This is a genomic window from Leptospira kobayashii, from assembly GCF_003114835.2.
GTDB classification, from domain to species: domain Bacteria; phylum Spirochaetota; class Leptospiria; order Leptospirales; family Leptospiraceae; genus Leptospira_A; species Leptospira_A kobayashii.
This window is the reverse complement of the sequence record NZ_AP025028.1, coordinates 528983-554468: the sequence shown is the minus strand read 5'-3', so window position 1 is coordinate 554468 and position 25486 is coordinate 528983. Positions and strand designations below refer to the sequence as shown.

At 41.1% G+C, this 25486-nt stretch carries 18 protein-coding genes; 6 read left to right on the top strand and 12 right to left on the bottom strand.

Annotated features, from left to right (window positions below; genetic code table 11):
• Positions 1-105: 105 nt before the first annotated feature.
• Both DI077_RS02605 and DI077_RS02600 read right to left on the bottom strand, forming a co-directional pair.
• The gene (locus DI077_RS02605) at positions 106-2232 is read right to left on the bottom strand and encodes a 7TM diverse intracellular signaling domain-containing protein (protein ID WP_242935322.1); all 2127 of its coding nucleotides are present in this window, start codon (positions 2230-2232) and stop codon (positions 106-108) included.
• A complete protein-coding gene (locus DI077_RS02600; RefSeq protein ID WP_242935321.1) occupies positions 2232-4436 on the bottom strand; it encodes an adenylate/guanylate cyclase domain-containing protein in 2205 nt (734 codons plus the stop codon). Before DI077_RS02600 ends, DI077_RS02605 begins: the two co-directional genes overlap by 1 nt.
• 90 nt (positions 4437-4526) lie before the next feature.
• Between DI077_RS02600 and DI077_RS02595 the strand changes: the two genes are divergently transcribed.
• The 4 genes from DI077_RS02595 to DI077_RS02580 are packed head-to-tail and all read left to right on the top strand — an operon-like array spanning position 4527 to position 10459.
• Positions 4527-5579: a FliG C-terminal domain-containing protein gene (locus DI077_RS02595; RefSeq protein ID WP_109020157.1), complete on the top strand. Its 1053-nt coding sequence runs from the start codon at positions 4527-4529 to the stop codon at positions 5577-5579.
• Between the two features lie 4 nt (positions 5580-5583).
• Positions 5584-6507, top strand: coding sequence for a flagellar assembly protein FliH (gene fliH / locus DI077_RS02590; protein WP_109020031.1), 924 nt, complete (start codon positions 5584-5586; stop codon positions 6505-6507).
• Positions 6504-8462: a sensor histidine kinase gene (locus DI077_RS02585; RefSeq protein ID WP_109020030.1), complete on the top strand. Its 1959-nt coding sequence runs from the start codon at positions 6504-6506 to the stop codon at positions 8460-8462. The genes fliH and DI077_RS02585 overlap by 4 nt, the downstream gene beginning before the upstream one ends.
• Positions 8459-10459, top strand: a complete 2001-nt coding sequence (locus tag DI077_RS02580) for a 7TM-DISM domain-containing protein (protein WP_109020029.1) — start codon at positions 8459-8461, stop codon at positions 10457-10459. The genes DI077_RS02585 and DI077_RS02580 overlap by 4 nt, the downstream gene beginning before the upstream one ends.
• 43 nt (positions 10460-10502) lie before the next feature.
• Here DI077_RS02580 and DI077_RS02575 read toward each other — a convergent pair whose 3' ends face one another.
• From DI077_RS02575 to DI077_RS02560, 4 genes are read right to left on the bottom strand one after another with little or no spacing between them, the layout of a single operon-like run.
• Entirely contained in the window at positions 10503-12065 is a 1563-nt protein-coding gene (locus DI077_RS02575) for a hypothetical protein (protein WP_135354874.1), read from the bottom strand.
• 43 nt (positions 12066-12108) lie between these two features.
• Complete coding sequence (gene mtnC / locus DI077_RS02570) at positions 12109-12825, bottom strand: acireductone synthase (protein WP_109020027.1); 717 nt, start codon at positions 12823-12825, stop codon at positions 12109-12111.
• 8 nt (positions 12826-12833) lie between these two features.
• The gene (locus tag DI077_RS02565; protein ID WP_109020026.1) at positions 12834-14195 is read right to left on the bottom strand and encodes an MFS transporter; all 1362 of its coding nucleotides are present in this window, start codon (positions 14193-14195) and stop codon (positions 12834-12836) included.
• A 2-nt stretch (positions 14196-14197) separates the two neighbouring features.
• Complete coding sequence (locus DI077_RS02560; protein WP_109020025.1) at positions 14198-15214, bottom strand: hypothetical protein; 1017 nt, start codon at positions 15212-15214, stop codon at positions 14198-14200.
• Between the two features lie 136 nt (positions 15215-15350).
• Here DI077_RS02560 and DI077_RS02555 point away from each other — a divergent pair, with 136 nt between their 5' ends.
• The gene (locus DI077_RS02555) at positions 15351-16166 is read left to right on the top strand and encodes a WecB/TagA/CpsF family glycosyltransferase (RefSeq protein WP_109020024.1); all 816 of its coding nucleotides are present in this window, start codon (positions 15351-15353) and stop codon (positions 16164-16166) included.
• Positions 16167-16168: 2 nt separating this feature from the next.
• On the opposite strand, the gene DI077_RS02550 is transcribed toward DI077_RS02555, so the two are convergent.
• The gene (locus DI077_RS02550) at positions 16169-19798 is read right to left on the bottom strand and encodes a hypothetical protein (RefSeq protein ID WP_109020023.1); all 3630 of its coding nucleotides are present in this window, start codon (positions 19796-19798) and stop codon (positions 16169-16171) included.
• A gap of 145 nt (positions 19799-19943) precedes the next feature.
• Here DI077_RS02550 and DI077_RS02545 point away from each other — a divergent pair, with 145 nt between their 5' ends.
• A complete protein-coding gene (locus tag DI077_RS02545) occupies positions 19944-20819 on the top strand; it encodes an early set domain-containing protein (protein WP_109020155.1) in 876 nt (291 codons plus the stop codon).
• Positions 20820-21486: 667 nt separating this feature from the next.
• Here DI077_RS02545 and DI077_RS02540 read toward each other — a convergent pair.
• The 5 genes from DI077_RS02540 to DI077_RS02520 are packed head-to-tail and all read right to left on the bottom strand — an operon-like array spanning position 21487 to position 25431.
• Entirely contained in the window at positions 21487-21813 is a 327-nt protein-coding gene (locus DI077_RS02540) for an ATP-dependent Clp protease adaptor ClpS (RefSeq protein ID WP_109020022.1), read from the bottom strand.
• A gap of 17 nt (positions 21814-21830) precedes the next feature.
• Positions 21831-22796: a transketolase family protein gene (locus tag DI077_RS02535; protein WP_109020021.1), complete on the bottom strand. Its 966-nt coding sequence runs from the start codon at positions 22794-22796 to the stop codon at positions 21831-21833.
• A 3-nt stretch (positions 22797-22799) separates the two neighbouring features.
• On the bottom strand, positions 22800-23966 hold the full coding sequence (gene metK / locus DI077_RS02530) for a methionine adenosyltransferase (RefSeq protein WP_109020020.1): 1167 nt from the start codon (positions 23964-23966) through the stop codon (positions 22800-22802).
• Positions 23967-23998: 32 nt separating this feature from the next.
• Positions 23999-24730, bottom strand: a complete 732-nt coding sequence (locus DI077_RS02525) for a lysophospholipid acyltransferase family protein (protein WP_109020019.1) — start codon at positions 24728-24730, stop codon at positions 23999-24001.
• 2 nt (positions 24731-24732) lie between these two features.
• Positions 24733-25431: a Rossmann-fold NAD(P)-binding domain-containing protein gene (locus tag DI077_RS02520; RefSeq protein WP_109020018.1), complete on the bottom strand. Its 699-nt coding sequence runs from the start codon at positions 25429-25431 to the stop codon at positions 24733-24735.
• Positions 25432-25486: the final 55 nt, after the last annotated feature.

The following is a 25486-nucleotide window of genomic DNA, read 5'->3' as shown; positions in this document are numbered from 1 at the left end:
GTTTTAGTAATGATTGTGAAATCTTTTTTATTTTTTTTTACGAAAAGTTTCAAAAAAAAACGTCGAAGGTATTCGGTAAATTCTTACACCTCAGTCAAAAAATTTCTAACCCTTTTCCCAACCGGGCGGCGCACCGTTTTGAATATAGAGAATCGATTTTTCGCGATAGAGTTTGGATGCTTTGTCAGTCGGGTTGATATTCAGAACATAATTGAACTCATCCAATGCTTCGGAAAAATTTCCATCCCAAAATGCATTCACTCCTCTCTCAAAAGGAACTTTGGATAATATTTTAAGATGGGCATTGTCTTCCAGACCTTCCAGTAAAATTTCTGCAATACCAACTAACTTATTCTTGGCTGGAACCTTTATGAAATCCAAAATGCGATGAGGATGTGAATCAGGCTCCTTTGTTTCCAAAAGAGCATCCAAACTGATGATCACTTTGGCACCGTATTTTTTGGTCATAGATTCTAAAGTATTGGCAATCCCTGCCGTGTCCGACAAAACCGCACTCTCAATCCTTTGCTCTTCCCCAATCACACCTAACATCAATTCACCGTAATGAATGCCGACGCCGATCTGAATCTCAGGATAATTTTCGGCACGATTGCTATTATTCCATAAAGCAATGACCTTGTGCATATCTATGGCGGTTAATATCGCGGAATCCGGACCTTTGTCGAAGAAAGCGAGAATAGCATCACCGATGTATTTTTCGATAAAGCCCTGGTTAGATCGGATCACCGGACCGACCCTGCTCAAATAATCATTCAAAAACAAGAAATTGTCGGAAGGACTTAAAGCCTCGGAAATAGAAGTAAAATCGCGAATATCCGAAGACAGAACCGTCATGTTCCGCACAACATAATCACCCCTAACCACATCTATACTTTTCGGCTTGTCAAAAGATTCCAAAAATTTCAGAGGAACAAACTTTGAATAGGCGAGATTGGATTCTTCCAGCCGTTTATTGATCTCGATCACTTCTTCCGTTAATTTTTCCATCGAGGAATAGATACGGGCATTTCTTCTGGATAATAAAACGCTTTGGATCAAACAAAAGAAAAACAGAAAAAATCCAAGAAGTGGAGGAGCATTGGGCATAAAATTTCCCGCAACCAGATCGTTCAAACCACCGATCATCAAAAGTAAAAATCCGTAAAAGATCAGTTCGCTGTCTTTTCTCTTTGCCCTATAAACTTTGATCACATAAAACAATATGGAAAAACAAAATAAAAGAACCATCGTAAGAGATAAAAAATTCGCTTTCGAAAATACGATTGCATCCGTTAACAATACAAAGGCGCCGAATAATATCGAGCTCACCCAAGAACTGATCAAGAGCCAATTGGGAACATCCGATTTATTCGGATAAAGCGATTTGAAATAACTGAGGAAGGCAGTGACAAGAAAGGGGGAAGAGATATAATCGATCTTTTGCATCAGTTCCCAGGAAAAATCGGGGAACACATACATAATGTAAAAATTGTCGAGCACCACCAAACGAATGCTTGTTAAAAAACAGAATATTGCGAAAAACAAGGAACCGTATTCCTCTCTCCGCAGCAAAAATACCGTTAGTTGGTAAAGTCCCATCGAAATCAGAGCACCGAATACGAATATCTCTCCCGCGGAAAACCGGATATTTTCCACTTGGATCGCCGATCGGCTTCCCAATTCCAAAGACCTTCGAAACCCGCCCCGTGCATGATGAAAATTGCTCACCACCAAAATGAATTCGGTATCATAGGAAGTCGGTTCAAAAGAGGAAAAAAGCAATTTGTATTTCGGTTCTTCTCCTATTTTCGTTTCGGCAACCGTTCCGGAATGAGTGAGCAATTTCCGATTCACATACAACCGATAAGCGCTTGTTTGTGGGGGAATGCGGAGATAATAACGAATTCCGTAAGCCGGAAGACGAACTGTTAAACGATAAGTAGCGTAACCGTCTCCGCCTTTACCTTCAGGGCGATAGGAATTCCAGGATTTGGGAACTTCAGCATATTTGATCCCGTCTTTAGGAGTGTTGTCGATCGCTTCAAAATCGCCCAAATTATTCCAATAAAGTTCCCATTCTCCCTCCAACTTGTATTTGTAAAAATCGGAAAGATCGACTCCCGACAAGTCAAAAAACCCTTGTTTGGCGATCTTGATATCTTTTTTCTCGGTGCAAACGAAGGAAACGGAAGCGATAAAAACAAGAAAAACAAGACTGATTCGATATTTCATTATTTTTCCCAATCCGAAACTCCGTCCCAATCTTCGCCTACACCGGCACTCAGATTGTATTCGGTACGTTTTACATAAATTTCAGCGGCAACGTCTTCGGGATTGTCCAATGCAACCGCTTTGAAGCCCTCCAAAGCCGATTCGAAATTGGCCCTTTCATAGTCAAAGATAGCGGATTCAAAAAGATCTTTGTTCGCGATTTTTTTATCGGAAACGGTGTCTATTCCTGCAACGAGTACTTCCGCGATCATAACGGTTTCTTTTTTACCCTTCACCCGGACGAAGTCCAAAATACGATATGGAATATTGTCCAGGTCTTCATGCAACATAAGAGATGTTAGACTAATGAGAATCCTTGCGGAATACTTTTTGGTCAAACCCTGAATGCGGCTGGCAAGATTGACCGTATCGGAGATCACCGTACTTTCCATACGTTCCGACTCTCCGATGATCCCGAGCATCGTTTCACCGGAATGAATCCCGATCCCCGCATGAAGAGGAATGAATCCGTTTCCTCTTCTACGCACATTGTATTTTTCCAACTCCCATTGGATTTGTTCCGCAGCTTTTACCGCGTCCTGAATACCACCGTCAAACAACGCCATGACGGCACTTCCGATGTACTTGTCTATAAATCCGTTGTTGTTGGAAATATTGGGACCGATCCGACCTAGATACGAATTGGTAAATAAGATTCGTGCCTCTACCGGATTACTATAAATGATATCATAGTACTCCCAGATATCTGCAAATAGCACAGTCATCTCTCTTTGGTTGCTGTCTCCCAAGGAAATATTTTCGATGCTGTCTTTACCCAAGTAAGTGAGAAATTCTCTCGGAATGAATTTTTCATAAAAACGATTTGTTTCGATAAAGATATCGTTGGATTTTTCGAATTCTTCTTTTAACAATTTTCTTTTATCAAAAATGCGCGCAGTACGAAGAGTGATGATGGAGGATTGAACTCCGAAAAACAAAAACAAAGTGAGATGTGAAACGGACAATTCAGCTTCGGCCAAAAAAGCGGAAAGTATATCTATTGAAAATCCGGCGAATAACAAGATATAGCCGAATAAAAACAATCCCGATTCCGGCAATCCCCGATTGTACATCTGCACCAACCGGAAAAGAAGCAGAGAAGCAAGAACCAATCCGAAAATTTGAAATACGAATTCAAATCTCGTATAATAAAGCGGTTTCAAAATCAGGAAAAGAATCAGATGAAAGATAACGACCGCACTGATGGTTTTGATCAGATTGATACTGATGAATCTGGGAAAAAGTCCTTCTACGAACCATAAAAACAAAGTCGCCAAAACGAATACGCTTGCGTATTCCATAAAAATCATCAAATCCCAGGGAATAGCAGGTGTTACAGCATAGATTGTTTTGTTTCCCGTGAATAAAATGCGAACCGCAAAAACCAAACAAAACAAACCGAAGAAAAAAGCCTCTTTCTGTTTGTTCCGGTAGAAGAATATGATGAAATGATAAATCCCGAACATAAAGATGGCTCCCGTCAGAGCCAGATCAATCGTCCCGTTGGCAAATGCATAACCCTGGACGGCTTCTCCCGTTCCGATGAGCGGAGGAGAAAGAGTTCCCCCTTCCCTATGATGAAAATTGGAAACAAAGAGAACAAACGTTAGTTTGTCTTTGGCTGTGATAGACACCGATTGACCTTGCAAACTAGGATACGAACTGAGCGCAAGAGAACCGGGGATACCGCTTTGTACTCCTACTTTTTCGGTAAGATACAATCTGTAGGCGGTTCTTTGCTCGGGAACATAAACAACGTATCTAGCTTCTTCAGGAGGCAGGATGACTTCCAACTTATAAGTGGCAAATCCGATTCCGTCACTGAGTGAAGAAGATACGGGAGAATCATTCCAAAGCCCGGGAACTCTAAAATAACTCTTGCTAGTTGCCACCGAATTCCCATGAGAAAGGATTTCTTTCGGATAAAATTCCCAATCACCCTCCAAGGCAGCAATCCCGCCTTTTTCAAAAGGGAAAGAACTCAGATCTGCGACCCCGTTTTTAACGATGTCTACCTGATTTCGGATATTACACTGAAGGAAAATAAAAACAAACCCAAAGAAGAGAGACTTCTGCCAAAGGTTTGATTGCATGAAAACAAGAATCGGCCCTAATCCCCTTTTGGAAAGGAGGATTTCTTTCAAAGCGGAAATTACCAAGTTCACATAACCTTCATTTAATTTTTACCAAATCTCTTTCAAAAACTAAAAAATTAGTTTGTACGACGGATGAGTACATCTTACTATGTCACCCAAATGCAAAGAAATTCTGGCAAAAACAAAGCAGCCCTTGCCTACCAAATTTTAGGAAGGTATTTGCCAGATTCCGTATTCGATCACTTAAGATCGGAAGAAATCGAAAAATTACTCGAAAAAGTAAATCCAAATAGTAAACCCACTCCGAAAGAAGAACAAAACATTCTAATCTCATTCAACGAATTTTTAAAAGGAAAGCCAACAAAATCCAAAGCATCCACAAAGCAGTCTCTTTCCGAAATCCCAGTAGACCGCCTGTATTCCCCCGCAGAGGCGCGGGAGTCCGACCGGTCGTTTCCGAATCAATCCGACGATCAGCAACTAGTTCGGTTTTTGGAAGAGATGCTAAAAGAAGAAACCTCGAATGAATCCTATCTTGATTCTTTGAAGAAAAAGACGAGAGAAGAATTGTCCCATTTGGCAAGGGAAGAATCCCCGAGAACGATCGCCAGACTGCTTTCCTTTTCCGACCCGGAAGAAGCCTCCCTTGTGATCGCAGATTATCCCGATCCCATCCGGGAAGAGATTATTTTTGCCATATCCCAGATTGATTTCCATTCGGAAAGGGAGAGGGACGAACTGGAACGGTTTCTGCGATTCAAATCCGACCTAATCTCCAAAAAACTTCCCGTTTCCAAGGTGAAAAACCGCAAAGCCAAAACAGCGGGCGAGATTCTGACCCGCCTTCCTTTTTCCCAAACGCAAAATTTAATCGACCGAATACAGAAAAAAAGCCCCGAATTTGCCGAAACTATAATAGAACATTACTTTCGAATGGAGGATCTGCTCTATTTGGGACGAACGAGTCTCACTCGTTTTTTCTCAGAGATCCATCCTTTAGTGATAGCCTGCGCATTGAAAGGAGTTGAGACTTCATTTAAAGAGTCCATCTTCGAAAACCTTGAGGCATGGCTCGCAAAGGACATCCGTGTCGAATGGGACTCGTTAGGTCCCGTTTCTTTGGCTGAGATCGAAGAAGCCCAAAAAGGCGTACTCGATCGTTTGCGGGAAGAAATCGAAGAAGGTAAACTGAAACTTTGGAGAATGAAGTAAGGACATGGCAAAGCTAGTATTCAAACCCATTCAAATTGCCGACTTACAAGAAGAAGTTGAGATTCAACTTCCGGATAAGTATAAAAAATTTCATAAAACTGACGAGCAAGATGATTTTGAAATCGATCAAGAAGGAAATATCATCGAACAATACCAAGGTCCTTCCATTGAAGAGATCGAGGCGGAACTCCAAAGATACAGACAAGAAACCGAAGAACAAGTCAGACAACTTTTAGAAGACGCAAAAAAACACGCAAAAGAAATCGAAGACGAAGGTAGAACCAAAGCCTTCCAAATGATCCAGGACTCGAAAGAGAAAATCAAACTGGAAGAAGATTCAGGCCGTGCCAAAGCGGAACAAATCCTGGATCGCGCCAAGATGGAAGTGGAAAGGATGATCAAAGAAGCCGAAATGAAACAGGCTGAGATCGAACACGAAGCTTACCAAAAAGGCTATGATGCGGGCCGCGAAGTAGGATTCAAAAAAGGCCAAGGGGAAGTCAGACGACTCATCGACAGACTAGGAACTATCATTGGTAAGGCGATCGACATCCGTGAAGAAATGATCGCCGCTTCCGAAAAACAAATGGTGGAAATGATCCTGGTCATTGCGCGTAAGGTAATTAAAGACGAAATCATCGAACGTAAGGAAATCGTTCTCAATAATATACGCGAAGCTATGAAACGAATCAAAGACAGAGATCGTATCGACATTCGTGTTAACTTTGCCGATCTTGAACTTACAACGGCTCATAAAGACGAACTTATCAAACTTATGGAATCTCTCCGTAAGGTCAATATTTACGAAGACTCCCGTGTGGATCGCGGCGGTGTTATCATTGAAACCGACGTGGGCGCAATTGATGCCCGTATCTCCACTCAGCTCAAAGAAATCGAAGAGGCAATTCGAAACGTCGAACCGATATGATGCGTTTGTCTTTTTTATCAAAACTGGGGTTAGGTGCCACCCTCCTCGTAGTATTCCTATCTTCTGAACTTAAGGCGGAATCCTGCGGGGCTTTTATTTCATCCTGGGACGAACCCATCAAACTGGTGGATAACTGGCAGTTTCGAAAAGGCGACAACCTGGATTGGAGAGATGAAATCGTAGAAGAAAGTTTTTGGGTGAGAAGATCCGTTCCGGACTACGGAATTTCCAAAACGGAAAACCTAACAGGATATCATTGGTATCGTTGCAATTTTGTACTCCCTGAAAATTTCACAACGCCGACGGAACCGATCGCAATCCAACTGGGAAGGATCAGAGATATAGATGAATTGTATTTGAATGGAACTCTGGTGGGCAAAACCGGATCGGTTCTTCCCAAACTGGAAGTCGATTTCCAAAAACTGAGAATCTATTCCCTTCCTACTCATCTTTTAAAAGCAGGCAACAATATAATCGCGATCAGAATCTACGCTGCGACCAATTTAAACGGATTGAAAGTCGCACCGATCATAAGCAAAGAACGCACGTTACGCGAAGCGATGTTTATCAGCGAAGTATTTCCTATGGTTTGCGGTTATGTATTTATTTTTATGGGAATATACTTTCTTGTAGGTTCCATTGTACGGGGACGCACGGGGGAAAATTTCTTTTTTGCACTTTTTTCCATCTTTATTGGAATTTACGTACTGCTCCGTACCCAACATAGAAACATCTTATTTGATAATTTCACCTGGTCCTATGTGGCCGAGCTTCTGATACTCATCTGTCTTCCTGTTTTCTTTATCAACTTTCTCCACCAATATCTGAAGATAAAAAGAAACATGGTTTTGTTAGGATACGAAGTTTATCTTACGATTTTATTCATAGTCACATTATTCTTTCGCACACCGAAATCCTGGATTCTGGTCATTGCGCTTTTTAATTACGGATTGCCGGTGGCACTCGGACTCGGTGCATATTTATTCATCAAACACGGAAAAGAAAATATCGCAAAACTTCGTTATATCATCATAGGACTTATATCTTTACTTCCCACGATTTTAATCGATAGCCTATCCGCTTTGGAAATCATCAATTTTCCCGGTACACTCTTTCTGGGATTTTTGGTTTTTCTGGTAATGATTTCGATTCAACTTTCCAACGATATGGTTCTCGGTTTGCGTAATTTCATGGATCAGGAAAAAGAACTGATCCAAATGGAAAAAGTAAAAACAGGATTTTTACTTAACCTATCCAGCGAGTTCAAATCGGGGATGGAAAAAATCTATCTTGCTTTGGATAAAATTTCAAGACCTGCTCCCAAACCGAAAGCAACTAAGACCAAAACAAAGTCCGCAAAAGTCGCAGTTACCTCGACCGCAGATGTAATCAAACAAGCGGAAGATCACATATCTTACATGAGTTATATGGTAGAGGAAGCTTTGCTTTTAAAACAACTGGAAGAAAAAACATATCAGCCAAAATGGGAAAGTTTCCATATCAAAGAATTGATCCAGTCCTGCGTTTCCTCCATTGAAAATCATTTGGGTCAAAGAAGAAAAAATACAAGCATCGAAGTGAAACCCGACAACCTGGAAATACTCCAAGCTCCCGAATTGATTTTTGCCATGTTACGGAACTTAGTCGAAAACGCTTATATTTATACGGATGTAAAAACGGAAGTCAGCATTGAATTTTACAATAGAGACGGATTTCATTATCTTGTGGTCACCGATGAAGGTTTGGGAATGAGTCAAATCGAAATGGAGACCATATTTCAGAAATTTGTCCGCGGCTATAAAGAAAGTAAAAACGAAATACCCGGTGCGGGAATCGGTCTGACACTTGTACAAGCAACGTCGAATTTTTTGGGTGGAAATGTCACTTTAAAATCCGCCGAGGGAATGGGCGCAAAATTTACGGTAAAAATACCTGAAAAAGGTAAAAAAATATGAAGATACGTTCTTTAAGTATCTTATCATTAACGACTGTTCTTGTTTTATTTCTAAATTGCAGTCGAACGGGAAATGAAAATTCGATTGCCGTTTCTTTGCAAGGCGAAGACTGGGGAATTCAATTTGATCCTTCTACTGAAATTTTAAATCCCGACTTTAATATTAGTTCCCTAGAGCTTACTACCGTCCCCGGAAATTTCAGAAACATCAATCGTTCTTATCGAGGTCCGATTTGGATTCGTAAATCCTTCGAGATCACAAAAGATCAACATGATCAATCTCTTGCACTCCAATTGGGACGAATCTACCAATCCGACGAAGTCTTCATCAATGGAGTGTTAATCGGTAAAAATAATTCTCCTTTCGGAGAGAAACCGGATCTTTATTCTTTCGGAAGACCGCGCATTTATCCTATTCCTCATAATTTGATTCTGGAAGGCGAAAATAATATCGTTATCAAGATTGATTCCGATTTAAGCACATCGGCGGGGATCATCACAGGGCCGATTCGGATTTTGACCTATGAAGAAGCGATAGAGAAAAACCTGTATGATTCTCTCGTAGAACTGATATTTGTCGGATTTTATCTTTTCATCGCTCTGTTTTTCTTTATCAATTATTTCAAGATGAGAGATAAGAAAGAATATTTGAGTTTTAGTATCCTCGCATTGATCTTCTCAGCCTTTGAATTGTCTCGCAATGAGAGCCGTTTTTTCCTTTGGGACAACTTCACCGGGTATAAGTTCATAGAGTACGGATTTTTGCTCATCCTACCTTACGCATTCATCAAATTCATTCAGGACTTTTTTGAACTGAAGCGCTTCAAATACCAATTGGTTTACCTGGTCTTTCAATTGGTATTTTTGCTGGTATTCCTGATTATCCCCAAACCGGTGTTTTGGTATAATTTTATAGGATATTGGGACATTCATTTGCTGTTTGTAATCGGATATGCCGTTTATCTGACAATCCAGAAATTGAAAGATAATGTGCGTGGTGCCTGGATTCATATTCTTGCCCTCTGCTACTTGTTATATGCAATTTTAAAGGAAATCTTAATTGAAAGAGGTTACTTGGGAGCCGTTTCCTCATTGGAGACTTCTTTTTTGGTTTATCTGCTTCTGATGACACTTGCACTTCGTTTTCAATTTTTACTGATGAAGAGAAAGCTGCAAAATAGATTCGATCGCTTGAAAGAAGCGGACTCCATGCGGGAAAAAATCTTTTTCTATATGGATGCAATGATCACCAAACCATTGCTAAGTATGAAAGAAAAATTAAAAACCTTCCGGGAAGGCGTGGAAAAAGCAAAAGAAAAAATCATCTTGAAGGAAGTGATGGGGATTCAATCATCCATTGATTCGGTAATGGATGATATCATCGAACTTTCCCGTTTGGAAGTAATGAAGGAAGTTCCATTCCGTGATCAAATTAATTTTGTCAGCTTTATCAAAGATGTAATTCCGGACGATGAGATTACATATTCCATTAAAGTGCATCCGGATACTGAAATTTACAATAGTTTGGATTTGGTAAATTCCATCGTCGTTCGTTTGGTGGACTTTCCTCCTTTTAAAGAATTTTCCCATAACGATTTGATCATCACGCAAGACTTGAAAGGAAATGTACATTTCCGGTTTTTACTTTTCCATTCGAATCCGAAAGTCACAACAAGGCTTTTTAACGAATTGATAGAAAGCTATGAAACGCTCTCACCTAATAAAGTCAAATGGGCAATTATCCAGGAAATCGCACGCCTATTGGGTGCAAAAATGGATTTCAAAATCATCAAACGTAAATATCTGAAGATTGATCTCGGGCTAAAAGCAACCGCTCCTAATCAGGCGCAAATGCCGATCAAACAGCCAGGCATATCCCCTTCTCCAGCCAAGGCACCGGTTGCCAAAGAAGACTGGAAGGTCACTTTAAAAAAGATTTGGAGCCGCTTGAAGGAAATCGAAATCAAACTGCCGGATTTAAAGAAAAAGAAAAAATAAGTTTCTGATTGGTTGAAATCCCACTCCACGTCTCTTCTTAATCTTAATTGTCCCTTCTGAGTAAAACCTGATTAGAACAATTCCAGACTTTCAGAGGCTTAAAACTATATTGTTGAGTACTGTAATTGTTTTTCAGAAAATTTTTAAATTCAAAATCGTTTACAAACCGACTATCATTGATCAAAGCCTTATCAAGAAGAATTAAATTGATATTATTATTATTAACGAAAGCATCGAACGATGAATTTTTATTATACTCTCGTATATCTTCACAAGACCCCTTATAGTACATACATATTCGACCTCTTGTAGTCAAAAACTTGATTCCATCCAAATGAGTATTATTCAGAATGAAGGCGAGGGAAATATTAGAGCACGGATTGTTAAGATCATACTGCTTTCCTTTTGCTTTAAGATATATTTGATCCAATGATACCCAAACAAAAATCGATAAAAAGAATACATAATGAACTTTCTTCAATTTTATTTTAGAAAATAGAAATTCAAACGTCTCATACATCATGTATAAAAACGGAACGGAAAGCTGCAAAATATAATGTGTTCTTGGGAAAATCAACAAAACCCCTATGAGCGGAGGCAATGACAAAACCCAGGCAACAACCGATAAATATTTTGTTTCCCGAGAAAATATCAATTGATACAGCCCCAAGCAAAAAGAAAAAATATAAACAAATATAAGTAATACGATCGTGAAAGGAATATCAAGGTTAAGGACATTCGATATTTCTACTACACAGCCTCCAATATTTTCCGCAACATGCCGGAGAAATTTCTCAGGATGATTCGTAACGATTTTAATCAAACTGTCTTTTTCTTGAAAATGATCCAATAGAACACTTTCCCAATTCGTCCAAGGATCCACCGAAATTGTTCCATTCAAAGCCAACCTCAATGAATAATGCTGGCCAAACGCAATGATTGAACGTGATCCTTTGGTCGGGTTGTAAAAAATCACGATTGCCAGAAGTAAAACAAGGAACGGTATAAAATAAAAATAATTTTTTTTTGGAATCGAATCAAAGTGTTTCCAAATATAGAATATTATAAATATCAAGGTTAGATAAAAACTCAAAATAAATTCAGGTCTTGTAAAAACCAAAACGAATGTTAATAACGGCAAAAAAATGTAACAATTTTTATTATTTGAGACCAATAGAAGAATCGATAAAAGCAAACTGGAAAAAATAGTAATAAAAGGCCATACTTGAATGATACTTGGGCTCATCAGAAAGAAAACAAAGTAAAGTAAGTATATCACTACATGTACAAATTTATTATACGCTATTTTAGTCCCTAAAGCAATTCCCACGATCAAACTGGAAAAAAGACAATAGTACATTAGAAAATATAGATCTACATTGTTATTTTCAAAAAAACTTAGAAACTTATAAAATGAAAAATAAAAATAACCGTCCTGCAGTTTTTCACCGAAAGAAAAGTTCAAGCCTTTTTCCAAACTATCGGATTCATCATACAAACGAACATCATTCGGAAACGACAAATAATCCGATTTTAAATTAAAAAAATAAAGTGAAAATAAAATAATCACAAGTGTCCAAATTATTTTTTTTTCGTTAATAAACATACTTTGCCTAACCAATTTTAGGCGACCGAACATTTTATTCATATTATACCCAAATTGATCCCAGTTCTTTCAATACGCGAAACTCATGTTGAATTTGAGGTAAATTCCCCGGACGATCCAAGATAAAAACTTCCATACCTGCCGATTTCGCCGCGATCCCTTCCTCTGCTATATCTGTAAAAAAAACGATCTCACCTGCATCAGCACCTAACGCATGAACAATGTTTCGATAACTTATACTTTCCCTTTTACCACCGACAGCAGTATCAAAATAGGATTGAAAATATTCAGTCAGATCTCCTACATTGGAATATTTGTAGATCAGAATTTGAGCTTCCACACTCCCGGAGGAATATACATGACAGGCAATTCCTTTCTCTTTCGCCTTTTTCAAAAAGGGAGTCACATCGGGAAAGATAATACTTTTAATGGCTCCGGATTCGTAACCGGACTTCCAGATTTTACCTTGGATTTCCTTTAAAGGACCGAATTTACGATCCCTTAGAATCAAATAACGAAAGTAAGCTGGTAGAATCGTTTCCGAAAAAACGGGGTCCTTTCCCAAATACGAAACAAAATCCGGGTCGTTTGCCAACTTATCTTTTTCAAATTCGGAACGAACCGGTTCCAATTGAGCTTCGCTCCAAACAAAACCGGCTAAAAATTCATCCAATCTTTCCTGTGCAAAAGGAAACAAAACTTCATGTACAAAAGAAATAGGTGCAGTAGTACCTTCAATATCCAGTAAAAAATGTTTCAAAGATCACCTTACTTATGTTCTAGCTCTAATTTCAGTTGTTTTTCCATATTGTTTTGGTCTTTTTCATAATTGAAATAAATCAAAAGCCAAGCGAGAGCGCAAGGAACCCAAAACATAATGGAAATGGAAAGAGCCAAAGCGCGGTCTGTAGTCAAACCGAGAATGATTGCGGACAATGCCGGCCCCAAACCTTTTCCTAAATCATCCGTTAGGTTATAAATGGAAAAAATGGAACTTCTCGTTTTAGGAGAATTAACATTTAATAATACCGCTCTTACATTCGGTCCGGTCATTGAGATAAGAATTCCCGTTAACACGTTGAAAAGCGTAAATGCCAAAGTATTTTGTGAAAAACCTTGGGAGTAAAGTAAAACCAGAGCAGGGAAAATCCCTATCGTAGTGGTCGCAATACAAAGAACAGGTTGCCATTTTTTGTTTCGATTATAAAGCCATTGACCAAGGAAACCTCCGAAAAATGTTCCGATAAAAACGCCGATGGCGGCAAATGTAACAAGTCCGGATGCTTGTGCTTTTCCCAAGCCGTATGTATTTTCATAAAAATCCACCAAAAATACGAAGAACACTCCCCAAGGAATACAGCCGGGAATTCCTTGAAGAAAAGCGCCTAAATTGGTTTTATTATTAAATAATAATTTGAAATCCTTAAATGTCACTTTGTGAGAAAGTTCATCCACATGGTCGACTTCTTCTGCACCACCCCTCTTCGGTTCTTCACAAAACAGGATATAGACGATGACGAACAGAAAAGATGGCGCTGACATATAAATAAAAGATGTTCTCCATCCGTTGATCGGATCCGCCTCTCCCAAAATCCCTCCCAAGAGCTGGCCCACTCCGATCCCAAGTCCCATGGCAAGAGATACATAACCGGATGCTATTGCCCTGGATTGAGTGGAAAAATAATCTCCTATCAAACTGAACAATAATGGAAAAATTCCTCCCAGTCCGAAGCCGCATAATGTTCTTAAAACCAGGAACTGATCGTAGGTTTCTACATAAGCGGTTAAAAAACAGGGAATTTCTCCCAAAAGAACCGTTGCAACTAACAAATGTTTTCTGGAAAATTTTTGAGAAAGGTATCCCATCGAAAGAGAAACAGTCCCGCCCAAAATAAAAAATAAGATCGGTATGATCCCACCCAGTTTCCAATCGATATCTTCCGAATTTGTAATTCCTAGAGAAGCTCCGATGTTTTTCAGATTGGGGGCAATCAGGTTTTGGTCGCCAAACAAAAAGAAGGCAAGTCCCAAAATCATCCAGAATGCCAAAATCCCCTTTCCTCCGTGGGGAGCGAGTTCACCGAGTCCTACAAAACGTAAGAGAGATTTTTCCGGGCTTTTTGGGTTCATGGTTAGGGTTCCTTTTTAAGTGATTTTCTATAAACAAAAACAAAAGAAAGCGTAAATAATAATGATACAAAGCCGATCACTGCAAACAAGGAACTATCCCAAGAGGTAAGTATGGTTCCATTGGCGACTTCCGGAGAGGAATTGGTCATAGTAGGCACCGGCTTACCGCCAACAAACCTGAGTTTTATGATCTTCGAGGAATCCAATGCAATTAGGCTGTAAGCGCTGAGTCCCGGAGGAATGTCTTTTTCAAGTCTGGTCAAAGTTCCACCGGAAACAATTTCAGGCTTCATATCTTCCGGTTTTAAAAAAATAGGATAACTACCAGACTCACCCTCAAGTAACAGTTGTTCTGTGATCACTTCGATTTCATTGGGAATCAGATAAGAAATTTGAAGCTCGGATACTCCGGGAAGCAAAGCTCTTTCCAAAATTTTGCCTCCGTTTTTTCCTTCCGGCTGACCAAGAGGAATCGCCATCTTGCTTCCCGGTTGCTGAACTTGTGCAAAAACTTCCTTCGCTTCCTTAGGAACAAAATATTCTATCTGGCGGGAGTCGGTTTGAAAAGATCTGGGAGGTTTGCTCGCATTGTCCAAAAGAAACAATTTGAAAATACGAATCCCCGTTTTTTCCCGCATGACCTGCATTAAACTTTTCACGGTGATATCTTTCCAATTATTTCCTATCTCAAAAATCTGTATTTCCTGCGATGCACTACGAAATTTGGCAACGGGAGGAATGATCTTATTATAATTTACTCCTTTGTATGTCACCTGCACCAAAAGAGGCGAGCCTTCGGGAGCTTCCACGGCAGGAAAACGAAATGAACCCGTTTGTGGGCCGATTTCCGCCAAAGGCAACATAGCGCTTTGCAAAGCAAGTAGTTTGATTGAATCCGCTTTCCCTGCCCCCCCTAGAGTACCGTTCTTCAAAGAACCGAAAATGGAGACTTTTTCCGCATAACTAATGCTTGGTAATAATAAAAGAAAAACTACGGCTTGAATAAAAAAACGATTCATAACTCTCCCTGAATCTCCGTCTCACTATCAAAAATCCAAGTGAAAAAAAGAGATGGCCAGAAAATTTTAGAGGCGACACCAGACGCGCTCAGGGTATGTTTTTTTTAGAAGGTTCTAGGGGAAATAAGCAGGATCCATGAAGCAATTGAATGAAATCGTCCATAACTCTTCCAAAGAGGAAAGGGACATCCTACTTGAATACCAAAATATCGATGTAACCAAATTGGAGACTCTGAAAGTCCTTGGTGTACCGATCGACAATGTGACTGCAGATGAAGCGGTTGCGAAACTATTCAGAGTTCTTGAAAAAAAAGAAGCGATGCATCATGTACTTTTTCTTGATCCCATCAAGTTGATGAGGATGCGCCCTAAAAAGGCATTACATAGAATTACCGAAAAAGCGGGCACCATTCTTGTGGAAGGGGCGGGCATTGGTTGGATGAGTTCGGGTCGGCTGAAAGAAAGGGTCACTCCGGTTGCCATCATGATGGATCTCATTCGACTTGCGGAACTGAAAGAGTTCACCATTTTCATTTTCGGCTCCAAAGATGAAAACGTAGAAAGAGTATTTTTCAATCTTACCAGACATTTTCCGAAAGTTAGAATCGTAGGAAGACAAGCAGGACATCTGGATCGTCAGAGAGAGATGCGTGTCAAAGAAGCGATTCGCAAAACCGGTCCCGATATCATATTTGTAGCAAATGACTTTCCCGAACAGGAAGTATGGATAGAAAACAACACCGGTTTTTTCGGAAAAGCGGTAGTGATCGGAGTCGGTGGCGCATTAGATATGTTATCCGGTGCAGATAAAAAGTCGCCGGAATATTTCAAATCCAGAGGACTCACTTGGCTTTGGAGAATCATCACAAGACCTTATCGAATCCAAAGATTTTGGGAAACGTTCTATTTTATTCTTTTGGGAATCAGAGAAAGACTTAGAAAAAAATCCTAAGTCTATTTTTTGATATCGACCATCTTATCGAGGGTTGGTGGAAGCCAGTCCTCAAGCAACGGTTCTCTGTCCAACCTGGAACGCGCAAATACAAGATCCTTATTTGAAGTCGCAATCTCACTTACGGAATTGATCTTACGCGCAGTCTCCATCGCCTTCCAATAGTATTTCAAAGCGTTAATCGTATCCTGTTTCTTTTCGTAAACTGCCCCTATATTGTTATAGATCGCAGCGAGGGATTCATATACTTCCCTATGTTCCGAATTTTCAGGTTCGATTCTACCGAGAGTTTGTTCTCTCATTTCAAAATCATCTTTGAGCTTGAGATAATTGCCCAAACTGGCGTTATACTGCCTTGTATAGAAGAATGAATTTCCTTTTCCGAGAACCAAAGTAGGATTGTTATAAATATCTTCTTCCGGCAATTCCGCCCAAAAGTCCAAAGCTTGCGCAAATTCCCCGTGATTGTAATCGATCCAACCTAGGAAATAATAACATTCTCTTTGAATTTTAGGATCATTGCTGATACCACGTTCGATCGCTTTTTGAAAGGACTCCCGTGCGGCATAAAGTCCGTTTCTCCTTTCCTTTTCTTCAAAGGATAAAACACCTAAACTTCTTTCTGGATAAATTTTACGGCCGGGAAATTCCCTTATATTATCAGCCTGATTGATTCCTGCGGATTCCAATAATTGGATTTTGCCCAAGTCGAAAGAAATCCTTCCCGGCTTTCCTTCCAACAAGGTTTCATCTTCGTCCCTTTCGCCCAATTTGTCTTTATAAAGCTCATAACGGGTGTCAGATTCTCTTAACAATTTCACCGCTTCATCGTAGTTTTCCACTTTGATGTAGTATTCCGCCATAAGAAGAACCGCCAGGTAATGCCGGGTGTCATAAGTAGAAGCGAGTTCCAATTGCTTCAAGGCCCTTGCCGCTTCGTCGATCTTCAGATAATATCTGGCGCGTTGGTAATATCCTTCCGCAAATTTATTACCACCTTCTTTTCCGTAGGCGATATTTAAAAGATATTCCACATTATCATCAATCTCCATACCCGTCACTTGGTCTTCCGGATTGATGTTGTATTTGATTCGGACTTCTTCCGAATCCAAATCTATATAAAATGATGCCAACTTTGCAAGCACCGCAAGAGAAAGTTCGTCTTCTATATCAAGCGCGTTTCGAACCTGTCTATGATGGTTGAGAACAAACTGAGGATTGTTATCGCGTTTCCACATTTCAATATAAGTGGATAAAATACCTCCGTGACCGATCGGGTCTTTCGGGTATTTTTCAATAATATCGTTATAATATTTAACAGCTGTACCAAACTCTTGTTTGTTGTAAAAAATACGGGCTATTCCCGCGATCGCTTCTACATTATTCGGTTCGTTTGCGTCTGTAAAAACACGTTTGAAGTATTCGATCGCCAGATGGTCATTTTTATATTTTTTGCGATTGGAGCCGGGAGGAACATCAATGAAATCCTTCCGATTGAATGAATGAAATTTACCCAAACTGATATACGTCTGAGTATCATGAACATTGTATTTCAAACGGGAGGCGATATAAGCCCCCGCTTTTAAAACCTTTCTAGGGACTTTGTCTTGTGAAGTCAGATAAAATGCCAATTCGGAAAGCGGTTTTCTACCGGCAGTTTCCACACCAGCATCGTTCCATTCCGTTTTTTTAGCAAAACTGATGTTTGGTACTTCTTTTCTGTTTTCCCAAGCACGTTTGTGTTCCTTATCTTCCAATTCGTATCCGAAATCAGGCTCCACTTTACCGAAACATTTTTCAAAAGCACGATCATATTGGCCCGCACGCGCATATGCCAAACAGTATTCATTCAAATACTTCAGGTTATGCGGGAAGATTTCCTCGCCTTTGATAAAATAGTTTTCCGCATCTGCGAGAAGTTTCTTTTTTTCCAAAGCATCGGTTTCTTTGCTATACTCTTCTATTTTTTCAAGACCGAGAACATACTGAGCCTCCGCTCGGAAAGGAACGATTACATATTTATATAAAGCGACTCCTCCGAACACGAGGAGAATTGCCGCTGCGGAAGAAAATACCGTTTTACGGATAACTTCGCGGCGACGTACGGCACCTTCTTTCGTATATGCATCTTTGGATGCAATGATAGGGATACCGTCAGGGGAAAATTTTCCCGTGGAATCGGATAACTCCACTTTTTCGCCGAGTAACGAACTTAAGAATATAGCAACATCTTCCGGCTTTTGTTGAGCTTTGATTAACTCGATGAGTTCTTTTTGATTTCGGACAGGAACCCGATTATTGACAATCGTATCAATGATCGTACGTCTGAGCTTAGGCGGATATTTGATGAGCTCTCTTTGGATGATGGCAAGGTCTTCATCTTCCAGGCCTGCTTCCAAATCTTCCTGCGGCTCATCTTCTTTGCCGAGGGACATCAAATCATCTTCGAATCCTCCGTCTCCACCTAGATCGGACTCCATAGAGGAAACAGGCATATCATCAATGGAAGGAGCAAAATCATCGAAAGAAGGTGCGGAGGAATCATCATCCAATCCGGGAGGTTCCATTCCCACACCCAAATCTCCGAAAGGATCATCAAATCCCGAATCATCCGATGCGGAAGGAGCAGGTGTATTATCAAACCCGCCTCCCAAATCTCCAAAATCAGCATCTCCCGAAGAACTCGCAGATTCTCCCAAAGAACTAAACGGATCATCATCACCAAACGAATCAGTGGCGGTGGTTTCTCCGAAGCCGGAATCCCCTCCTCCCAAATCACTGAATGGGTCCGATTCGGTTTCAGCTCCGAATCCATCATCAACGCTTGGGGCGTCGCCAAGGCTTGCAAAAGGATCTTCTCCTTCTGTGCTATCGCTTGCACCTAAAGAGTCAAATGGGGCCGCCTCTTCGGAAGTCCCACCACCCAAATCAGCAAATGGATCGTCTCCGCCAAAACTTGGTTCCGTACCGGTTGTAGGGGCAAAGTCATCATCGAATCCGCCCGGTTCTGTTGGAGCTTCGTCGGATTCACCCAGGCTTGCAAATGGATCCGCTTCATCGGATGCAGAGTCTTCTTCCGAAGGAGATCCTAAAGAAGCAAACGGATCTTCTTCCGCAGGGCTATCCAACCCACCAAAAGGATCTTCGGAATCAGTAGTATCACTCGGTCCGCCCAAATCGGCAAATGGGTCGGCATCCCCTGCATCAACGGTAGGAGTTTCAAAGTCGCCTAATCCTGATTCTTCGGTGGGAGAATCAAAATCATCGAAATCGTCTGGAATTGGTTCTGCTTTTTTAGGGCCGTCTTCATTTAATAATTCATCTAAGTCGATGTCATCATCGGCTTCTAGGTTACGGAAAGGAGGTGGTCCGCCGGATTCCTCTGAGGACTCCGCAAATGGGTCATCCTCTCCTCCGAAATCGCTGTCAGTTGCAGATTCGGAATCCTCTTCCTCGGGGGCCTCTTCTTCTCCGGTGTGTTGGATTGGCTCCGAATAACCTAATTTCTCACGGAGAACTTTTGCCATCGGATTTAGGTCTTCCGAGGATTGCGGGTTTTTATTTAAGGCAGAGAGCAGACTTTCGATCTGTTGGATCTCTTCTGGTTGTAAATTATCTTTCGGCTCTGCCATGAGAAGGACGTATTTCCTACTTTAATATCGGACTCTTATAAAATTGGCAGAATTTTTTTTTATTATGTCGGATCGGTTGAAGAAAAATTACATTTATTCTCTTTCCGGATTTCTGCCGAAATTAAGAAAAGTGATCCCGAAACGTATGAAAAAATCATTTTTCTACCTTATCCCTTCTCTGCTTTTGTTTTTCTCCCTAGGACTTTGGGGACAAGATGCACTGGATTGGGTCGGTAGTTTTTCCTCAAACGAACTGGAAATGCAGGATGATATAGAAAGTCAGGATACCGTCTATTATCTCTGGCAATTGGAAAGTCTAAAGAAAAATATCTCACCCCGTTATATCCGTTACCTGGATGTGGAATCCTATCTGGAAACAACCAACTTACTCAAACGCGGAATTTTATTTTCTTATAACGGCCTCAGAGAAGAATCCGTAGAAGTCTGCGGTAATTTTTCCAATTGGGACTGTTTACCAATGAAGCGGAATAAATACGGAATCTATTATTTGGTGGTGGATGCGAATTTGCAAACACCCGACTATGAAGATGAAACGGTTTATGAATACAAATATAGGGTAAACGGGTTACTCACTTTTGATCCCGAGAACCAAGACAAAGCGGAAGACGGATCGGGTTCTTTTATCTCACGTTATATCCTGGAAAGAAAAGATACAAATAGACAATCCTCGTCTTTCGTATTGGAAGACTCCAATTCCGAAGAAAGAGATTTAAGGACCGTTAGGTTCCAAATTTATTTACCGCAAGCGGAAGTGGTAAGTCTTGTAGGAAACTTCAACGACTGGAATCCGGAAAATGATTTCCTAAAAAAAGACAGAAACGGGCTCTTCGTCCTGGAGAAAAAATTGCTCCCGGGTGAGTATCATTACCAATTCATCGTGGATGGAGATATACAAGTGGATACTTATAACTCAGTAACAAATGTTAAAATAGATACAAACGAACAAGTATCCACATTGGTGGTTCCGGAAAGGGATTTTCCTTTAGAGAGAAAGGATTAAGAAGGGGACATAATTTAAGAGCGCGGAATCTTTAAAGCCCCCACCCTTTTTAGGGTTGGGGGGTGAGGCTCGTGGGCTGCAAACATCCACCTAACACAATTTCCCTTTTCCCACTATCCCAATCTCTATCTCTCAAAATTTTCTTCCGAAAAGTTCGCCTTTTTGCCTAACCTTCCCCCGCGCCAGGGACCACGGAAAACCATTCCCCGCTCTTTTTCGCGGAACATCCTGTTCCGACGAAAAAACTCCGGCCATCCTTGGCCTCCGTTACCGCGAGAAATTGCTTTCCGTATTTAAGAATAGATCACTTTACTTTTTTTCCGTTTGATTGAAGCGGAGAGCCAGGTCGGTTAACAGAATAAAGCTGGAAAGTAAATTAAAATCCGAGGCACTAAAGCCAAACATAGATAAAGTCTTCTCCTCTCTTAAAAACAAGGAAGATGTTTCTCGCGGTGGCGGTGAAAAGCCCATCTCAGGATTGATGTGAACTTCCATAAGTTAGTTGGTTAAAGATTTATGTGCCCATTGGTTAGACTTGCAAGCAAGTCTGTGAATCTGGACTACCGCATTCGCTAACCGTCCAGTTCACATTCTCGCTCCCTATGAGTCGCTGCGAATGGCCAGGAAGGCCGGAGGTTACGCGAGAGAGAGCGGGGAACATCGAACGTTAATTTTCCAGAGTGGCAGTCATAGATCCTTTGGAACTTACCATACGAGGGTCCGGTCCGTAACCTATGATTCTTTCCTGAACAAATTCGGCATGTTCCAGTTCCCCGGAAAAAACGACTGTTTTCTTTTTAGTATCCACTTCTATGGCATGTTGGAAGGCTTTTTCCCAAGGCATTTGGCAGACATCCATCAGCATTTCGATCACATAATCGTAAGTATGATGGTCATCGTCCCAAAGTACGACTTTCCAGGGACCGCTGAACCCCCGTTTAACGAGGATTTCGGTTTCTTCTAAAACACCGGGCTGGGCATTCGCAAATATCACCCAGACAGCCTTCCTAATTATTTTAATTTTTTAGAGATTGCTAGCTCTACGTGAGAAACGATATCTTTGGATCTAAGTCCGAAATAATCCATTAGCCCACCCCAAGTACCGGATTTTCCAAAGCTATCTTTCATACCCACCTTTACGATAGGAACGGGAAATTCTTCGGAGAGAAACTCGGAAACGGCAGAACCAAGCCCGCCTATTACATTATGTTCTTCTGCGGTTACGATCGCACCGCATTCTTTTGCTTTCGCAAGGATGGCATCTTTGTCCAAAGGTTTGATGGTCGCCATATTGAGCAAACTTGCGGAAATGCCTTTCGCTTTCAAAGCTTCCACGGCGATCATTGCTTCCGAAACCATGATTCCGCAAGCAATGATACAAACATCCTTTCCTTCGGAAAGAACTTCAGCTTTGCCGATTTGAAATTGGTAATTATCTCTTTGAATGACTGGAATTGCAGGACGACCCACTCTTACGTAAACAGGGCCTTGGTAAGCAGCAATGGCATGAATCACTTGTTTGGTTTCATTGAAATCGGAAGGACAAATCACCGTCATCTCAGGGATAACTCGCATTGTTCCGAAATCTTCAATGCATTGGTGAGAAGCTCCGTCTTCCCCGACAGTGATTCCACCATGAGAAGCAACAAGCTTTACGTTTAACTTTGGATAAACGACACTATTGCGAACGATTTCCCAAGCCCTTCCGGACAAAAACATGGCGAAAGAAGAAGCGAACGGAGTGTAACCTGCGAGAGCAAATCCGGCGGCATGACCTACCAGATTTTGTTCCGCAACTCCCACATTGAAAAATCTTTCGGGAAAATGTTTTTTAAAATCAGCAGTTTTCGTTGAACCTGATAAGTCAGCTTCCAAAACGACGATATCAGGGCGGCTACCACCTAACTCAACCAATGCTTCGCCGTAAGCGTCACGAGTTGCTTTTTTATCTGAAGTTGATTGGCTAGGTGCACCCATTGATTATCCTTTTTTAAGAGCTTCCGCTTTGTCGGTTTTTTCCCAAGTGAATGTAGAACCCGTTCTACCGAAGTGACCGTATGCTGCGGTCTCTTGGTACTTTCTACCTTTACCGAGTAGATCTAAGGTATCCACGATTCCTTTTGGAGTGAGTTTGAAATTTGCTTTTACTCTTTTTGAAATTTCTTCATCAGAGATTGTTCCCGTTCCGAAAGTATCTACTAGTACGGATACAGGCTCGGCAACACCGATCGCGTAAGCAAGTTGTACTTCACATTTGCGTGCAAGTCCGGCTGCCACTACGTTTTTCGCAATATAACGGCCGATATATGCCGCAGAACGGTCCACTTTCGAAGGATCTTTTCCGGAGAAAGCGCCGCCACCGTGGCGACCCATTCCACCGTAAGTATCTACTATGATTTTTCTTCCCGTAAGTCCCGTGTCACCATGAGGCCCGCCGATTTCGAACTTACCTGTAGGGTTGATAAAATAACGGGGATTTCCCAGCAAGTTTGCAGGAATCACTTTTTTGATACATTCTTCAATCACTGCTTCTTCGATTTGTTTTTGAGTGAGACCCGGTGCATGTTGTGTGGAAATCACGACTGTGTCAACTTTCGAAGGTTTTCCATCCACGTATTGGATGGTGACTTGGGATTTAGCATCCGGACGAAGCCATCCTATTTTCCCGGAATGTCTGAGTTCGGATAAATTTTCCAAAAGTTTATGTGAATAATAAATCGGAGCAGGCATAAACTCAGGCGTATCGTCGATTGCAAAACCGAACATCAAACCTTGGTCTCCCGCACCTTGTTCCGTATACAAACCTTCACCTTCGTTCACGCCTTGTGCGATGTCGGGAGATTGGCTATGAACATGGGAGGAAACTACCGCATAATCCGCGTCAAAGTATAAATTGATATCGTTGTATCCGATTTTGCGGATCACATCACGAGCGACCTCGGAAGTGTCTACTTTTCCCTTACTGGTGATTTCACCGGCGATCACTACAAGATTGGTAGTTACTAAAGTTTCACAAGCAACTCTGGATTTTGGATCCTGTGCAAGAAATGCATCTAAAATAGCATCGGAAATTTGATCACAGACTTTGTCTGGGTGTCCCTCGGATACCGACTCGGACGTAAAAATGAAATTTTGTAGAGAGGACATTATTTTTTACCTTACTTCGCTAAACTTTTCATTTATAGTGCACTGTCAATAGAATTGTTCGGGTGTTTTTCCCGCATATATTCTTCCAGTTCTTTGCGCTTTTCTTTCATCTTTTCCTCTAATTTTTTAGACCATTCTTCCATTCCCGCTTCATCCAAAGCCTTAGGGACGAAAAACGGCTCCCCGTAAGAGATGTATAAATTAGCCCCGAACTTAGGGAAAAAATGCCGATCCCAACTATTAAATCTCCAGGCACGATCGTATTGCGAATCCAAAAACAAAATAGGCACCCCCGTCAGGGAAGCGGTCGCAATTACACCCGGCTTCACTTCATGTCTGGGTCCTTTGGGTCCATCGACCGTAAAAATAGGAACTCCTCCCGATTTCATTTCCTTGAGAATGGCGCGAAAAGCTCCGGTTCCTCCTCTGGTGGAACTGCCTCGAACGCTTCTTAAATTGGAGCGAGCAAATGTTTGGTGAATGATTTCCCCGTCTTTGGATTGGGATACAAGTGCAAACATGGAAGCTTTTTTCTTTTTCTGCAAATACCCTGTGGCATGTCTGTAGAGAGAAAGAGTAGTCTCATGAAAAACAGCAATGATGAATCCTTTTCCGGAGTCGATAAACTTCTGTGAGGCGGGAGGGATGAGCAATTCTCTGTTTCTAACGAATAAATACCAAAAACGTACTATGAAATGAACCACAAAACTCAAAATAATATATTTCGTTTTGTTATACGGTTTCCCCGGAGATGCACTTGCCATTCTTATAATCCTTTTCCCAAATCCAACATTTGATCCGATTCTATAATTTCCAGTTGGGGGGTGGTTGTTTCTTTCGTTTTCTCAAGACCCGCGGTAAGACTTTTCAATAAGGAAATAGCTACAAACTGGGCGTAAATCGGCTTGTATTTACGCATTCCCACAAGAGAAAAAGGTATGATCGTAGCAATCGCCTCTCCCAGTTTTTCCCCGATTCTTGTCTCTTTCCGGTCTCCCACAAGAAGCGAAGGTCGAAAAATCCCCAAATAAGGAAATTTCAAATCGATCAGAGCGTTTTCAATATCGCCTTTGACCCGATTATAAAACACAAACGAACCGGAGTTAGCCCCCATCGCGGTTACGATCAGGAATGCGGGAACACCCGCTTCCTTTGCCTTACGTCCGGCAAGTAGAGGATATTCATAATCCACTTCTCTGAATTTTTCCTGAGATCCCGCTTTGGCAATTGTGGTGCCGAGACAACATACAACCGCATCGATTCCTTCCGGTATTTGAACTTTTCCGGAAGAAAACGAATCCCAGGTAACCGTTTGAATTTCAATCGGAGAATCAGAATGAGCCGGACTTTCGATCCTCGCCCAAACAAAAACTTTTTCTATCTTTTTAAAAAGAGGAAGAACTTTCAGCACTTCCGAGCCTACAAGACCCGTGCCACCTAACAATAGTATTTTGTATCCGCTCATAAAGACGTCTCCGTGATTTTGGCATTGTGATTAGCCGATGTTTTGCAATGAAAAT

What these genes read in the sequence shown, in the direction of transcription:
- DI077_RS02550 (WP_109020023.1), bottom strand. Translation starts at nt 19,798, where the DNA reads ATGGCAGAGCCGAAAGATAATTTACAACCAGAAGAGATCCAACAGATC.
- DI077_RS02535 (WP_109020021.1), bottom strand. Translation starts at nt 22,796, where the DNA reads ATGGGTGCACCTAGCCAATCAACTTCAGATAAAAAAGCAACTCGTGAC.
- metK (WP_109020020.1), bottom strand. Translation starts at nt 23,966, where the DNA reads ATGTCCTCTCTACAAAATTTCATTTTTACGTCCGAGTCGGTATCCGAG.
- DI077_RS02525 (WP_109020019.1), bottom strand. Translation starts at nt 24,730, where the DNA reads ATGGCAAGTGCATCTCCGGGGAAACCGTATAACAAAACGAAATATATT.
- DI077_RS02565 (WP_109020026.1), bottom strand. Translation starts at nt 14,195, where the DNA reads ATGAACCCAAAAAGCCCGGAAAAATCTCTCTTACGTTTTGTAGGACTC.
- DI077_RS02545 (WP_109020155.1), top strand. Translation starts at nt 19,944, where the DNA reads ATGAAAAAATCATTTTTCTACCTTATCCCTTCTCTGCTTTTGTTTTTC.
- DI077_RS02585 (WP_109020030.1), top strand. Translation starts at nt 6,504, where the DNA reads ATGATGCGTTTGTCTTTTTTATCAAAACTGGGGTTAGGTGCCACCCTC.
- DI077_RS02575 (WP_135354874.1), bottom strand. Translation starts at nt 12,065, where the DNA reads ATGTTTATTAACGAAAAAAAAATAATTTGGACACTTGTGATTATTTTA.
- DI077_RS02605 (WP_242935322.1), bottom strand. Translation starts at nt 2,232, where the DNA reads ATGAAATATCGAATCAGTCTTGTTTTTCTTGTTTTTATCGCTTCCGTT.
- DI077_RS02560 (WP_109020025.1), bottom strand. Translation starts at nt 15,214, where the DNA reads ATGAATCGTTTTTTTATTCAAGCCGTAGTTTTTCTTTTATTATTACCA.
- DI077_RS02520 (WP_109020018.1), bottom strand. Translation starts at nt 25,431, where the DNA reads ATGAGCGGATACAAAATACTATTGTTAGGTGGCACGGGTCTTGTAGGC.
- fliH (WP_109020031.1), top strand. Translation starts at nt 5,584, where the DNA reads ATGGCAAAGCTAGTATTCAAACCCATTCAAATTGCCGACTTACAAGAA.
- DI077_RS02555 (WP_109020024.1), top strand. Translation starts at nt 15,351, where the DNA reads ATGAAGCAATTGAATGAAATCGTCCATAACTCTTCCAAAGAGGAAAGG.
- DI077_RS02595 (WP_109020157.1), top strand. Translation starts at nt 4,527, where the DNA reads ATGCAAAGAAATTCTGGCAAAAACAAAGCAGCCCTTGCCTACCAAATT.
- DI077_RS02580 (WP_109020029.1), top strand. Translation starts at nt 8,459, where the DNA reads ATGAAGATACGTTCTTTAAGTATCTTATCATTAACGACTGTTCTTGTT.